Origin of the sequence: Embleya sp. NPDC008237 (assembly GCF_042956465.1) — a bacterium.
GTDB lineage: Bacteria > Actinomycetota > Actinomycetes > Streptomycetales > Streptomycetaceae > Embleya.
Genome location: NZ_JBIBGL010000017.1, coordinates 41741 through 54765, shown reverse-complemented (window position 1 = coordinate 54765; position 13025 = coordinate 41741). Strand labels below are relative to the sequence as shown.

The window sequence follows — 13025 nt, the reverse complement described above, 5'->3', positions numbered from 1 at the left end:
GAATGCCTGCGTGAGGGCATCGATCCGCACATCTCGGTCCAGGCCCTCCGGCCCGGACTGCTGCGGGAACGGCTCGCCCGGGAGCCCGCAGACATCGCCACGCGATGGCCCGCGCCCCCGGGGCCACCGTCGTCCCCGACATCGCCGACACCGTGGTCACCCAAATCGATGTGGACGAGCGCCTGTCCGCCGCCCACGCCGCGTTGGGCCGGTTGCGCCGCACCGGGGCCGGGGCGGACGGCGGCGAGCGGGTGGCCCCGGTCGGCGCGACAGAGGAGGCCCTGGATCGCGAGATCTTCATGCTGTGCGTGTGCTCGGGACTGACCTACGCGCAGGTCGCGCAGGCGCTCGACCTGCCGGTGGGCACGGTGCGCGTGGCCTGCGGCGTCGCCGTCCTCGTCGTCTACCGACCCCGGCACCGGCCCCGACCCACCCGCCTGGACCCCGGGCAACTGCGCACACCACACGGCCGACGCAAGGCCCTCATCGGAATCACACTCGGACACGCTCACGGACCTACTCTCGTTCGCGATCGTGTTCGGGTCAGGAGCCGACACCCGACGCACGGGTCCGCGAAACCGCTCCGGCCCAGGGTGTCATGAAACCCCACGGTCGAGGCGTTACTCGTATGACGCCAACGGGTGGAGGCCCCATGTCGGGAAGCAAAGCCGCGGACTTCGAGGAGTTCGCGCATGCGCGCAGCAGCCAACTGTTGCGCACCGCCTGCCTGCTCACGGGCGATTGGCACCTGGCCGAAGACCTGGTGCAGGAGACCTTCGGGAATTTGTTCCCACGCTGGAACCGGGTGAGCACGATGGACGCCCCGATGGCATACGCGCACACCACCCTGGTCCGCACCTTCCTGTCCGCTCGCCGACTCAAACGCTGGTCGGAGCATCCCACCCGGGAACTCCCGGAAGCGCACGCGCCCGTCACCGACGACATCGAGCTGCGCCTGACTCTCTTGGAGGGACTGGCCCGGCTGTCGCCGGCCGACCGTGCGGTCCTGGTGCTGCGTTATTGGGAGGACTACTCGGTCAAGGAGACCGCGGAAATCCTGCGAACGGCGCCCGGCAACGTACCGGTCCGCGCGAAGCGGGCCTTGGCCCGGCTGCGCACCCTCCTGGGCACCGAACTGCGCGCCCCGGCGGCGACATGCTGACCGGATCCGAAAGTTACCACCGCCCCACACCCCGTGATCGCGACCGGAAGGACGTGCAGGCCGTGTTCACCGATACGGACCCGTTCGGCGACGAGGAATTCGAGCGATTCGAAAAGGAGTTGCCCGGCGCGCTGCGGGCGGCCGGCGACACGTTCCCCGGCCCCAGTTCGGATCTGGTCGCGCGCGGCATCGCCCGGGGCCGGCAGCGCAGGCGGGTGCGGACGCTGCGCCGCAGCGCCGTGGCCGCCGTGCTGGTGACGGCGAGCGTCGCCGGATGGGTCACCGTCCAGGGCACGTTCGAGCAGTCGGCCGCCGGCCCCGCCGGCCGCACCGGGAGCCCCTGGGTGACCAACGCGCCGCGCGACCTGATGCCGTATCTGACCCAGGCCGTTCCCGCGGGCGGTCGACTGACCGAGGGAGAGAACTACTTCGACGCCGACCTGCCGAGGGTGGCGCGGTCTCGGGCGGTGGTCCAGGCCGTCTACAGCGACGCGTCCGGATCTTCCCATCTCGCGGTGTCGATCGATCGCCCCGGCCCCGGCCATGCCGAGAACCCGCTCACCGGCACCTGCGCCGGGACTTCGGCAACGAACGAGTGCAACCGCAGTACGGACCCGGACGGAGGTGTGCTGCTCACCCGCAAGACCCACAAGCGGCCGGGCAGCGTCGAACAGGAGTGGAGAGCGGTGTACGACCGCGCGGACGGCGCCCGCGTCGATGTCCAGGTCACCGGCCGATATCTCGTGTCGGACGAGTCCGTCGGTGCCCCGGTGTTGTCCATGGAGCAGATCGTCGCCATCGCCCGCAGCACAAGCTGGGAACCGGTGGCCGCCGCCGTCCCCACCGCCGCTCAGCAGGTCACCGGGTTGCTGCCCGACCTGTTGCCGGGATCGCGTGTGGTGCCGGCCGAGAGCACGTCGGACGCGGGCGAGTTCGTGGTGGAGACCGAGGCCGGGACGAACGGTCTGAACGTACGCGTCGAAGCCGGACCCGTGGGTGAGCGCCCGGTCTGCCCGCCGGACGCCAACGGTACGGCGCCGGGCGGAAGTTGCCGGATCGTCAAGCTGTCCGACGGCACCCTGGCGCGGATCGACACGGAGCGCACCCAGGACGGCAGGTTCGTGCCCTGGGCGCTGACCGCGTTTCGCGCCCACGGACTCAGGATCCGCTTCCAGGCGAACACGCCCGCGACGAAGGGCGCGATCGAACGACCCGGACCGGTCGTGATCGAGGAGCAGATCAAGACGATCGCGGCGTCACCACGCTGGGACGCCCCCTGACCGGCAGACACCGGTAAAGCCCGGTCCGGGCCGCTGATTCCTGCTGTGACCACCCGGTCCACCCGCCCGGTCGGGCCCATTCCCCGAAGTAACCACCGCGCGTCGCCCCGGTGCGCACACACCGCGCCGGGGCGTGCTTCGGGCTGCCCGCAAGCGCCCGGCCGAGCTCGTCCGGGCTCCATCGAGCCGGCACCGGGCTCGATCAGGCCGGCCGCGGCCGTTGCAGCCGACTGTCCGCACAGCGACGAGAAGGCACCCATGTTCCCTGCACCACGTGCGCGCCTGCGCCGCCTGGCACCGGAGGTATCGAGGTTCGCCCTGGTGGGCAGCCTCGGGTACGCGACCGATGTCGTCCTGTTCAACGTCCTGCGCGCCCTCCTCGAAACCCCTTCCCTGCCGGCCAAGTTCATATCGCTCGGGGTCGCCACCGTGATCGCCTACCTCGGCAACCGCCGCTGGACGTACGGGGATCGGGCCGCATCCGCCGACCCGACCGACGCCGCAGGCCCACGACGGCAGTTCCTGCTGTTCGTCGGCTGGAGTTGCGGCGGCCTGGCCATCCAGGTCGGCTGCCTCGCGCTCTCCCGCGACGTGCTGGGCTTCGACAGTCCGCTGGCGGACAACATCTCCGGCAACCTGATCGGCATGGCCCTGGCCACCGCGTTCCGCTTCTGGGGCTACCGCACCTGGGTCTTTCGCGCCGCGCCGTCCGGTGCCGCCGCGGTGCCCTCGCGGATCCGCGCCCGCGACGTGCCCGGGCCCGTACGGTGAACGCCGCCGCACTCGTCATCGCACTGCTGGGCACGCTGACCGGATGCTGGCATCTGGCGTGCGCGAGCGGACCGCGCCGGGCGGTGGACCTGGTCCTGGTGTGGCTGCTGCTGAGCACCGCCCAACTGTCCGCGCTCACCCTGCTGGTCGGCGGCCTGCTCCGACACCTGGAGGCGGGCGCCCTGTTCGGCGCCGCGACGCTGCTCGCCGGCGCGGAGATCGCGGCCACCCGACGGCCCGGCACCGACGCCGCCCGCCGCCGCGGGGCCGCTCTCGCCGCCGGGTTGTGGCCACGTGCGCGGCGCTGCGGCCGGCATCCGCTGGTCGTGGTCCTGGCATTGTCGGTGGCCGCCCAGTACGGCTGGCGCGCCGCACTGGCCGCGTTCCTGGGCCCACTGGACTACGACGGGTTGTGGTACCACCTGCCCGGGCCCGCCATCTGGCTGCAACAGGGCCACGTCGGGCACACCTCGCAGGTGTTGTGGGCCGACGTCTATCCGCAGGGCCAGGAACTGCTCACCGGCTTCAGTGGCGCCTTCGTCGGCGACACCCGCCTCGGCTGGGCATCCGGCCTCCCCTTCCTCGCGCTCGGCGCGGTCGCCACGGCGGGCCTGGCCCGTACCGCCGGCGCCCGCCGCGCGCACGCCACCCTCGCGGGCCTCGGCATCCTGGCCATCCCCGCGGTATTCCTGGAAGCCTCCACCACCTACGTCGACTTCGCCACCGCCGCCACCGGCCTGACCGCCCTGCACCTGACGCTGGGCATGCATCCCGACGTCCGGGAGGCCGTCGACCGCAGTGCGGACGCGCGCCACCTTCTGCGCCGCCGAATCCTGTTCGTCGGAATCGCCCTGGGACTGGCCATCGGCGTCAAGTCCTCGAACCTGCTGACCGCGGTCGTGGTCACCGCCCTCGCCCTGGTGCAGACCTGGCGTGTGGTCGACCTCGTCGGCCCCGCCTCGCCGGCCACGCGGCGACAACCGGCCACCCGCTTCGCCCGGTTGCGCGACCGCGGCGCCGACACCGCTCGGTCGGCGCTGACGAACACCGCCGTATTGGGCCTGCCCGCCCTCGCGTTGGGGGGCTACTGGTACATCCGCACCTGGATCAGGTACGGCAACCCGTTCCATCCGTTCACCATGCTCGGCTTCCACGGCAAGGGATCCGTCGACGAACTGATCATCGTGCACAACACCCTGCCCCGGCTCGCCGGCGAGAGCAAACTACGCGCCACCTGGCACTCGTGGCTCTACGACCGCGAACGCGTGGCCTACACCCACGACCAGCAGCCCGGCGGCTTCGGCCTCCAGTGGATCTACGTACTGCTCCCGATCGTGCTCGTGGCTCTCGCCCTGTTCGTGCTCGGACGCCGCTTCGAACTGCTGTGGGGGCTGTTGCTCCCGGTCCTCGTCTCGGCGACGGCCTCCCCGGCACCGTGGTGGGCGCGCTACCAGTTGATCCTGCCCGCGTTCGGCTGCGTGTGCCTGGCGGCGGTGCTGACCGCGGTGGCCGAACGACCGCGGGCTCCGGGGCCGGGACGGGTGGCGCCGATGTGGCGCCGCGGTACGGCGGGCCTGGTCGCGGGCGCGTTCGTGGCGACCACGGCGATCTCCATGTGGTGGGCCACCCAGCCGACCAACACCTGGATCGGCGATCGTACGTTCGCCCACCGGGCGACCGTCCGCGAGGCCGTGGAGCTGATGCGCGACCCGGACCGGGACCGACGCATCCTGCCCACGGCCGCCTACGCCGCGATGAACCGGGTCCCCGACGGCCGCACCGTGGCGTACACCGAATTCACCCACCAACGCTTCGTGAATCTGATCATGGGCGAGCGCGGACAACGGCGCGTCACCAGCCTGGGGGAGCCGCGCGACGCCGCCGACTTCGAGCGCCGGTTACGGACGTCCGGCGCCGGATACGTACTGCTGACGACCGGCGGCCCGGACCGCGGCCTGCTGCTCGCCGTACTGCGCGATCGGGCCCATTACCGGCCGGTGGTGCGCGGGAGCGGTGCGCTCGGCTGGTTCGGCGGCGGGGCCGGCGCGGAACTCTTCGAGGTCGGCGACTTCACCGCGACCTTGTGTACCGACCGCGAGCCCCGGCTGGCCGCCACCGAGCCGGACCGGGGCACGATCGCCGTCTCGCTGCGGGACGCCTGCGGGGCGCCGCTGTTCGAGGTCGAGGTGGCGCTCGTGGACGAGAGTACGACGACGATCGCGCGTACCTGGACCTCTCGGGAGGGCGAGGCCGTCCTGCGGATCCCGTCCGGGCTGCTCGGGAAGCCGCTGCGCGTGCGGTTCGCGGGCGACGGATACTACGGCAGGGCGGAGCAGGCGGCCGAAAGGAGTCCCGGCGGTTGACGGTGGCAGCGGCGGTGTGGATCGGGGCCCACGGCCACCTGAGCCGGTGCGCTCACGCCCACCGGCCGCCGAGAAGCGGACGCGACGCCGACAACCAGCCGGCCGACGTGTCGGACGCGGTGGCATCGGACCGCGCCCGCGGCGACTTCCGACCCGCCCGCTTCGGCCGCGAGCGCACCGCCCCGGGGGACACCTCGCCGGGTACGCCCGAAGCAGTGACCCGCCGGCGTCCTCGGATCGCCGGACGACGCGGCGGGGAGCGCGAGTTCGGGTGTTCTCGCGGATGAGTCATCGGCTCACGAGGTCGATCGTGGCCGGGTGGATCACGGCTTCGGAGCAGTGTGGTGAGATTCGTAGCCGCGGGCGAAGGGCGCTGGTTTCACGGCCGTGGTCGTGCCGACCTCTTTGTCGATCCCGCCGGCTCCCGAACCCGCGCGCGGCCGGACCGGCGCAGCGGGGCAACGGTCGGGTCAGGAGCGGTGTCGGATGCGGTCCAGGTCCCCGTCCAGACGGCGAGGTCCGGGTGGTTCCGCAGTTCCTGCTCGCGTGCCCAGTCCTCGAGGTCGGCCTTGTGCGTCGCCCACACCGCGTCGACGGTGGTATCGGTGACGATATCGAGGACGAGCGCGTCGGCACTGCCCAGACCGCAGTAGCGGTTGGCGGAGCGTAGCCGGAGACAGCCTCGGCGGGCAGGCGAACTCCGCCCCGGCGCACCAGTGTTGCCCGCCACCGCGCTCTGCGAGTTCTGCTCGGCAAGCCGCCTCCGGCTCGGCGAACGTCTTGTAGTGCTCGCGCAGGTTCACATCCTTGGGACGAGATCGGCCTTCGCTATGCGAACGGTCGCTTCACCCACCAAGGCCGGCACGGCGTCCATTGCGCGGGAAGCCATCTGCACGACGGCGACAGCCGGGAGGCGCCGTTCGCTCTGCACTCGAGGCCGTCACAGGGTCCGGCTGCCGGGCTGCCCGGCACGTACATCGGTCCGGCCGACGAGCACCGGTCGTTGCCGTGGACAGATGCTCGTCCGCCGATTCCGGTCCGGCGCCTACGGAGCGGCGCGTGGGAGCGGGATGTCAGGGGCGACGACCGTGTTGGCGGCCACTTCCGCAGCTCGTCGTCGTTCGGCGAGCGCTCGTACACCACACCCTCCGAGGCCATTCGCGGCCACGACACTCCGCCCCGGTACGCGCGCTCACTACCCCGGACGCCCGGCCTCACACCCGACCATCGAGCATTCACCCGAACGGCTCGCAATCGCTCGAGCACCGTTTGCCTGCATATCGAATGGCAGATTTTGTTCGGTTTCGTCAGAGTGATGCGCCACTCGGATATGGCGTGCTCGCTCTGCGCATTCATGGCCACGGGCTGCTTCCGGACCCAGTGCCGGGACGGCCGCGCCGGCGTGATCCCCGAATCCCCGAAATTTGGCTCGTGGACGGCCACGACGTTTCCTCCTCGTGCTCGCCGGACCGTCGCAGCCCGTGCGCAAAGTGTCATCCCCTGTGGTTCGGCGCCCTTTGCTCGGCCAACCCGTGATTCGGACAAGTCACGCTTCCCGCAGGACGGGCGAACACCTCGATTGCGCCCCTCGACGCTGCGGCGCAGGTCACACGACCGGTGTTCGAGTGGGAGGCTTGTTCTCGTCGGAGGCGGGCAGCAGGAACCCACTCCGAATCGCCCCCGGTGACCCGGTGGGCGCAGGCCCGCGTGGCCTATGCGGATGACGACCGCTGTGAGTCGTGTCGGTTGCGTGAGTCGTGCCGGCTATTGATGGCAAGGAGCTTCTGATGCGAGTTTCATTGGGAGTCGAAGAAGAATTCCATATCGTCCGAGCCGACACTCGGAGCCTGGTGCCGGAGGCACCGGCGCTCTTGGCGAAGTTGTCGAGCGATACCTACACCCGGGAGTTCCGGCGGTCCGTCATCGAGACGAACAGCGCCGTCCATACGACGCTGGACGCGCTCTACCGCGACCTCAGCGAGACCCGTCGCGCCCTCGCCGACACGGCCGACACCCTCGGTCTGGCCGTCGTGGCCGCCGGCACGGTGCCACAGGCCCGCGTCGAGGACATCCAGACCACCGACGAGCGCCGATACACCGACATGGCCGAGGACTATCGGCTCGTCGCCGACGAACAACTCATCTGCGGTGCTCAGGTGCACGTCGACGTGCCCGATCGGGACACGGCCGTGCGTGCGGCGACCCTCGTATCCCCGTGGCTTCCGGTGCTGCTCGCGCTCACGGCCAGTTCGCCGTTCTGGCTCGGCGCCGACACCGGATATGCCAGTTGGCGCACGCTCTTGTGGCAGCGCTGGCCCACGGCGGGACCCATCGGCCACTTCGCCTCGGCCGCCGCATACGACGAAGCCATCGCCGATCTGGTCCGGTCCGGGGTCATCAGCGATCCCGGCATGGTCTACTACGACGTCCGCCCGTCCGCGCGGCAGCGCACTCTGGAACTGCGCGTCACCGACTCCTGTCCGCGCGTGGAGACCGTCGTCCTGGTCGCGGGCCTGTTTCGCGCCCTCGTCATCGACGCCTGCGAGGCGGTTCGCGAGGATCGCACCGACTGGCCGATCGCCCGCACCGAGTGGCTGCGTGCGGCAACCTGGCGCGCGGCGCGCTCCGGGCTCGAAGGTGCGCTGGTCGATCCGCTCACCCGCGAACCGGCGTCCGCCTCCGAGGTCGTGCACACCATGCTGACCCGGCTGCGGCCCCGTCTGGAAGCCTCGGGCGACTGGACGACCGTGCATCTTCTGGCCCGCGAACAACTCGCCCGCGGCAGTGAGGCACATCGTCTGCGGCGCTACGCGGCCCGCGAACGTTGGACCGACGCCGTCGGTGATCTGATCGCACTCACCCGCGGTGACCGCCCTTCGACCACACGCCCGCGACCCGGAACCCGAACGACCACGAATCGAGGAGACGCGCAATGTGCGGCCTGAGCGGCGAGATACGTTTCGACGGCACCAGACCCGACCTCGCCGGCGTCCAGCGGATGACCGACCGCCTGGCACCGCGAGGTCCCGACGGCCGCGGCATGTGGTGCCAGGCCGCGATCGCACTCGGTCACCGCCGCCTCCAGGTCATCGACCTGTCCGAACGCGGCGCACAACCGATGACCGACCCGGAAACGGGCCTGACCGGCGTGTTCAACGGCTGCATCTACAACTACCGCGAACTGCGGGACCGGTTGCGCGGTCTGGGCCACCGGTTCTTCTCCACCTCCGACACCGAAGTGGTTCTCAAGGCGTATCGCGAGTGGGGAACCGACTGTGTGGAGCACCTGTACGGCATGTTCGCGTTCGCGATCGCCGAGCACGCGAGCGGTCGCCTCGTGCTGGCCCGCGACCGCCTGGGCATCAAACCGCTCTACCTGGCGCAGGAGCCCGGTCGCCTGCGATTCGCCTCCTCCCTGCCCGCCCTGCTCGCCGGCGGCGGCATCGACACCTCGATCGATCCGGTCGCCCTGCACCAGTACCTCAGCCTGCACGCCACCGTCGCCGCGCCGCACACCATCCTGACGGGCGTACGCAAACTCGCCCCCGCCACGATCCGCGTCGTGGAGCCCGACGGCGAGTATCGCGACCACCGCTACTGGCAACCGGACTACACCCGCCGCGCCGAATACGCCGGCATGAGCGCCGCCGACTGGCGCGACGCTCTCCTGGACTCGCTGCGCACGGCCGTACGGCGCCGCACCGTGGCCGACGTCCAGGTCGGCGTCCTGCTGTCCGGCGGCCTGGACTCCAGCCTGATCGTCGCCCTCCTCGCCGAAGCCGGTCAGGAAGACCTGGCCACCTTCAGCGTCGGCTTCGAATCCGAGGGCGGGCAAAGCGGCGACGAGTTCCACTACTCCGACCTCGTCGCGCGGCACTTCGACACCGACCACCACCAACTGCTCGTCCCGTCCGACCGCTTGTCCACCGCCCTGGACGGCGCCATCGCCGCCATGAGCGAACCGATGGTCAGCCACGACGTCGTCGCATTCCACCTGCTTTCCGAACAAGTCGCCAAACACGTCAAGGTCGTGCAGAGCGGGCAGGGCGCCGACGAGATCCTGGCGGGCTACCGTTGGTACCCGGACCTCGCCGCCGTACCGCGTGAGCACGAACCGCAGACGTACGCCGACGTCTACTTCGACCGAGCGCACACCGACCTGTCCCACATGTTGCAACCGCACATGAGGGCCGACCACGACGCCTCGACCGAACTGGTCACCACGCACATGAGCGCACCGGGCGCGGAGACCGCCCTCGACGCCGCTCTGCGCCTGGACACGCACGTCATGATGGTCGACGACCCGGTCAAACGCGTCGACAACATGACCGCCGACTGGGGCCTGGAAGCACGCGTCCCCTTCCTCGACCACGAATTCGTGGAGCTCGCCGCAGCATGTCCGCCCGAACTCAAGCTCGCGCAAGGCGGCAAGGGCATCCTCAAGGACGCCGGGCGCCGGGTGCTTCCGGTCGAGGTCGTGGACCGGCCCAAGGGCTACTTCCCGCTCCCCGCCATCACCCACATGGCCGGCCCCGTGCTCACCCGGGTACGCGACGCGCTGTCCTCGCCCCAAGCCCTCGAACGCGGCATTTTCCGCCCGGACTTCGTGACCGAGCTGCTGAGCGCCCCCGACGATCATCGCACCCGTCGTGGGGCGAACGCGCTGTGGCAGGTCGCCCTGTTGGAGATGTGGCTCCAGACCCACGGAATCGAATGACCACGATGCCAAACCCCCAGCCGCCCCGCACAGGCGAGCGGGGCGGCTACCGGCCCGCCGAAAACGCGCCCGTCGCCTCGGCGTTGCCCGACGCGGTCGGGGCCCGCGACACCGCCCACCGGTGGACGCGGGCCCACGCCTGCGGCGACCCGTCGGGTGACCAGACCGGCGAACACGTGGCGTTCGTCTGCGATCGGGCCGGGGCACCCCAGGTGTGGACCGCGGCCGCCGACACCGACGAACCGCACCTGCTCGACACCGGCTCCGACCCGGTGAACGAAGTGTCGTGGTCACCGGACGGACGGTGGATCGCGTACACCGCCACCACCGGCGGGGGAGGACGCACGCGCGTGCTGTGCGTACGCCCGGACGGGTCGGGTCGCCGAGTGCTCGCCGACGCGCCGGCCGGCGGCTCCGCGTACCTGGGATGTTGGACACGCGACGGAAAGGCGGTAGCACTCACCACCGAATCCGCCACCACCGACGCCGGGGCGGTCCCGGCCGCCTCGTCACCGGCCGCGTCCGCCCGCCGCGCGGGTGCGGGACCGGCGCCCGGTCGACTGATCCCCACTTCCGCCGCCGAGCGGGAAGCCTGGGAACGAGCGGGTGACAGCTCCTCGACCGCCTACCTCGTGGACCCCGACGGCATCCGCTCCCCCACCCTGATCGCCCGCGAGCAGGGCGCGGCGACCCTGCGCGTATGCGACGTGTCGCCCGACGGACGCCTGGCCCTTCTGCGCCGCGGCCCGCGCGGGCGGCGCGAGGCGGCGATCGTGTCCACGTCCCGCGCCGAGCCGGTGTGCGTCCTGCGTGTGGCGGACGGAGACCCGTGGATCGGCCGGTTCGCCCCCGACGGCCGCACGCTGTGGCTGCGCAGCGACGCCGACCGGGAGTTCGCCGCTCTGGTCCGCGTCGAACTCACCGCCACCGGTTCGCTCGTCCGCTCGCGCGTCGCCGCCGCACGCGAAGACGCCGACCTGGAGTTGTTGTCGGTCACCAACGACGGGCGGACGGCCGCACTGTCCTGGAACAAGGGCGGTTGCAGCGAAGCCGAGATCGTCACGCTGCGCCGATCCGGGGCCGTCACGCGTCTTCGCACCGTGCCCCTGCCGCACGAAGTGGTCACCCGCCTGGCACCGGCCGGCGCCGACGGTTGGTGGATCGCGCTCTCCGGATCGCGGCGCCGCCCCGGGGTGTGGCGGCTTCGCACCGACGCGGTCGGCCCCACCCGCACGCCGTGGTCCTCGCGCGGTGCCGACGTCACGGCGCACGGCACGGCGCCGATCGTCCCCCGACCGGTGCGCGTACGCTCCCGAGACGGTCTTCCCTGCACCGGCTGGTACTACCGCGCCCCGAACCGCGACCGGGCCGGCGCCGCGCCGTGCGTGGTGTCGCTGCACGGCGGTCCCGAAGAGCAGGCGCGGCCCGTCTTCGACGCCCTGCATCATCGCCTGCTCGCCCGCGGCATCGACGTGTTCACACCGAACGTGCGAGGTTCCTCCGGAGCGGGCCGCTCGTTCGTCGACGCCGACCTCGGCCGCGGACGCTTCCGCGCGTTCGACGACGTCGCCGACTGCGCGGCGCACGTCGTCCTGGCCGGCTGGGCGGACCCCAACCGGCTTGCGGTGATGGGACACTCGTACGGCGGATACCTCACCTTCGCCGCCCTGACCTGGTATCCGGAACTGTTTCGCACCGGCATCGCCATCTGTGGCATGTCGGACCTGACGACCTTCTTCGCGGGCACCGAACCGTGGCTCGCACGCTCGGCCGCCGTCAAATACGGTCACCCGCGACACGACCGCGAGCTACTGCTGGAACTGTCCCCGATGAACCGCCTCGACGCCCTGCGCGTGCCCTTTCTCGCCGTTCACGGCGAACACGACACCAACGTCCCGGCGGACGAATCCCGTCGGATCGTGCGTGCGGCGCGCGAACGCGGCATCGGGGCGCGGATCCTGCTCCTCCCCGACGAAGGCCACGAGTTCCTGCACACGGACAGCCGCGTACGCGTGGGCAACGCCATCGAACACTGGATGTCGCGCCACTTGACGGCCTGAACGCCGCCCGGGCCGTGGGACGCAGCGTGATGAAAAGTCGCGTGAAACGGCGTTGGTGTCCGCACTGCACCCGCGCAGCCTTCTTCTGGGCGTCCTGGCCGCCTTCTCGGACCAAGGCGGTCTCGTCTTCGAGTCGACCAGGGTGACCCGGTCGAGCGAGAGCGATCCCTGTCGACTGGAAACGGCGGACGGACACGCCATCGTCGCGCGGGACGTCGTCGTGGCCACCCACTACCCGATCTTCGACCGGGCGCCGCATTCGGCGGGTGGGGCATGAGCAACGGCGTCATGTCCGCGCGCCTGCTCGCGTCGAGCATCCTGGGCGAAGAGTCGCCGTGGGCACACCTGTACGATCCCTGCCGACTCCCCGGGGCGGGGGAAATGCCCGCTCTACTGACCCTTCAGGCGTCCGTGGGAGCCCATTTCGTCGGAGACCGACTCCGCAAGCCCAAAGCCCGATCCGTCGCCGACGTCGCTCCCGGCACAGGTGCGATCGTGTCGGTGGCGGGCGGCAAGTGCGCCGTCTACCGCGACGAGGCCGGCACCGTCCACGCGGTGTCGGCGCGATGTACCCACCTGGGCTGCACCCGTACCCGAGCCTGGACATCACCTTGCCCGTCGAACGCGAGGGCACGCGGTGACGAGTCGGACCACCGAGCCGCGGATCGCCGA

General features: G+C 71.1%; 9 protein-coding genes and 1 pseudogene. All 10 read left to right on the top strand.

Annotation, left to right across the window (positions count from 1 at the left end; all coding sequences use genetic code 11):
* Positions 1-104 precede the first annotated feature (104 nt).
* Complete coding sequence (locus ACFZBU_RS35815) at positions 105-602, top strand: RNA polymerase sigma factor (protein WP_391587912.1); 498 nt, start codon at positions 105-107, stop codon at positions 600-602.
* Between the two features lie 50 nt (positions 603-652).
* Complete coding sequence (locus ACFZBU_RS35810; RefSeq protein ID WP_391587911.1) at positions 653-1162, top strand: SigE family RNA polymerase sigma factor; 510 nt, start codon at positions 653-655, stop codon at positions 1160-1162.
* Between the two features lie 62 nt (positions 1163-1224).
* The gene (locus ACFZBU_RS35805; protein WP_391587910.1) at positions 1225-2442 is read left to right on the top strand and encodes a hypothetical protein; all 1218 of its coding nucleotides are present in this window, start codon (positions 1225-1227) and stop codon (positions 2440-2442) included.
* 258 nt (positions 2443-2700) lie between these two features.
* On the top strand, positions 2701-3213 hold the full coding sequence (locus tag ACFZBU_RS35800; protein ID WP_391587909.1) for a GtrA family protein: 513 nt from the start codon (positions 2701-2703) through the stop codon (positions 3211-3213).
* Positions 3210-5576: a hypothetical protein gene (locus ACFZBU_RS35795; RefSeq protein WP_391587908.1), complete on the top strand. Its 2367-nt coding sequence runs from the start codon at positions 3210-3212 to the stop codon at positions 5574-5576. Before ACFZBU_RS35800 ends, ACFZBU_RS35795 begins: the two co-directional genes overlap by 4 nt.
* A 1787-nt stretch (positions 5577-7363) precedes the next feature.
* Positions 7364-8521, top strand: a complete 1158-nt coding sequence (locus ACFZBU_RS35790) for a glutamate--cysteine ligase (RefSeq protein ID WP_391587907.1) — start codon at positions 7364-7366, stop codon at positions 8519-8521.
* Positions 8509-10293 (top strand): N-acetylglutaminylglutamine amidotransferase, encoded by a 1785-nt coding sequence (locus tag ACFZBU_RS35785; RefSeq protein WP_391587906.1) that lies wholly within the window; start codon positions 8509-8511, stop codon positions 10291-10293. The genes ACFZBU_RS35790 and ACFZBU_RS35785 overlap by 13 nt, the downstream gene beginning before the upstream one ends.
* Positions 10290-12353 (top strand): S9 family peptidase, encoded by a 2064-nt coding sequence (locus ACFZBU_RS35780; protein ID WP_391587905.1) that lies wholly within the window; start codon positions 10290-10292, stop codon positions 12351-12353. Before ACFZBU_RS35785 ends, ACFZBU_RS35780 begins: the two co-directional genes overlap by 4 nt.
* A 55-nt stretch (positions 12354-12408) precedes the next feature.
* On the top strand, positions 12409-12630 hold the full coding sequence (locus ACFZBU_RS35775) for a hypothetical protein (RefSeq protein WP_391587904.1): 222 nt from the start codon (positions 12409-12411) through the stop codon (positions 12628-12630).
* Positions 12627-12881 (top strand): annotated as a pseudogene (locus tag ACFZBU_RS35770) (FAD-dependent oxidoreductase); the annotation flags it as partial. The gene ACFZBU_RS35775 and the pseudogene ACFZBU_RS35770, both read left to right, overlap by 4 nt.
* Positions 12882-13025: the final 144 nt, after the last annotated feature.

Coding starts and splice junctions, on each gene's coding strand:
- ACFZBU_RS35815 (WP_391587912.1), top strand. CDS start 105: ATGGCCCGCGCCCCCGGGGCCACCGTCGTCCCCGACATCGCCGACACC.
- ACFZBU_RS35810 (WP_391587911.1), top strand. CDS start 653: ATGTCGGGAAGCAAAGCCGCGGACTTCGAGGAGTTCGCGCATGCGCGC.
- ACFZBU_RS35800 (WP_391587909.1), top strand. CDS start 2,701: ATGTTCCCTGCACCACGTGCGCGCCTGCGCCGCCTGGCACCGGAGGTA.
- ACFZBU_RS35790 (WP_391587907.1), top strand. CDS start 7,364: ATGCGAGTTTCATTGGGAGTCGAAGAAGAATTCCATATCGTCCGAGCC.
- ACFZBU_RS35785 (WP_391587906.1), top strand. CDS start 8,509: ATGTGCGGCCTGAGCGGCGAGATACGTTTCGACGGCACCAGACCCGAC.
- ACFZBU_RS35780 (WP_391587905.1), top strand. CDS start 10,290: ATGACCACGATGCCAAACCCCCAGCCGCCCCGCACAGGCGAGCGGGGC.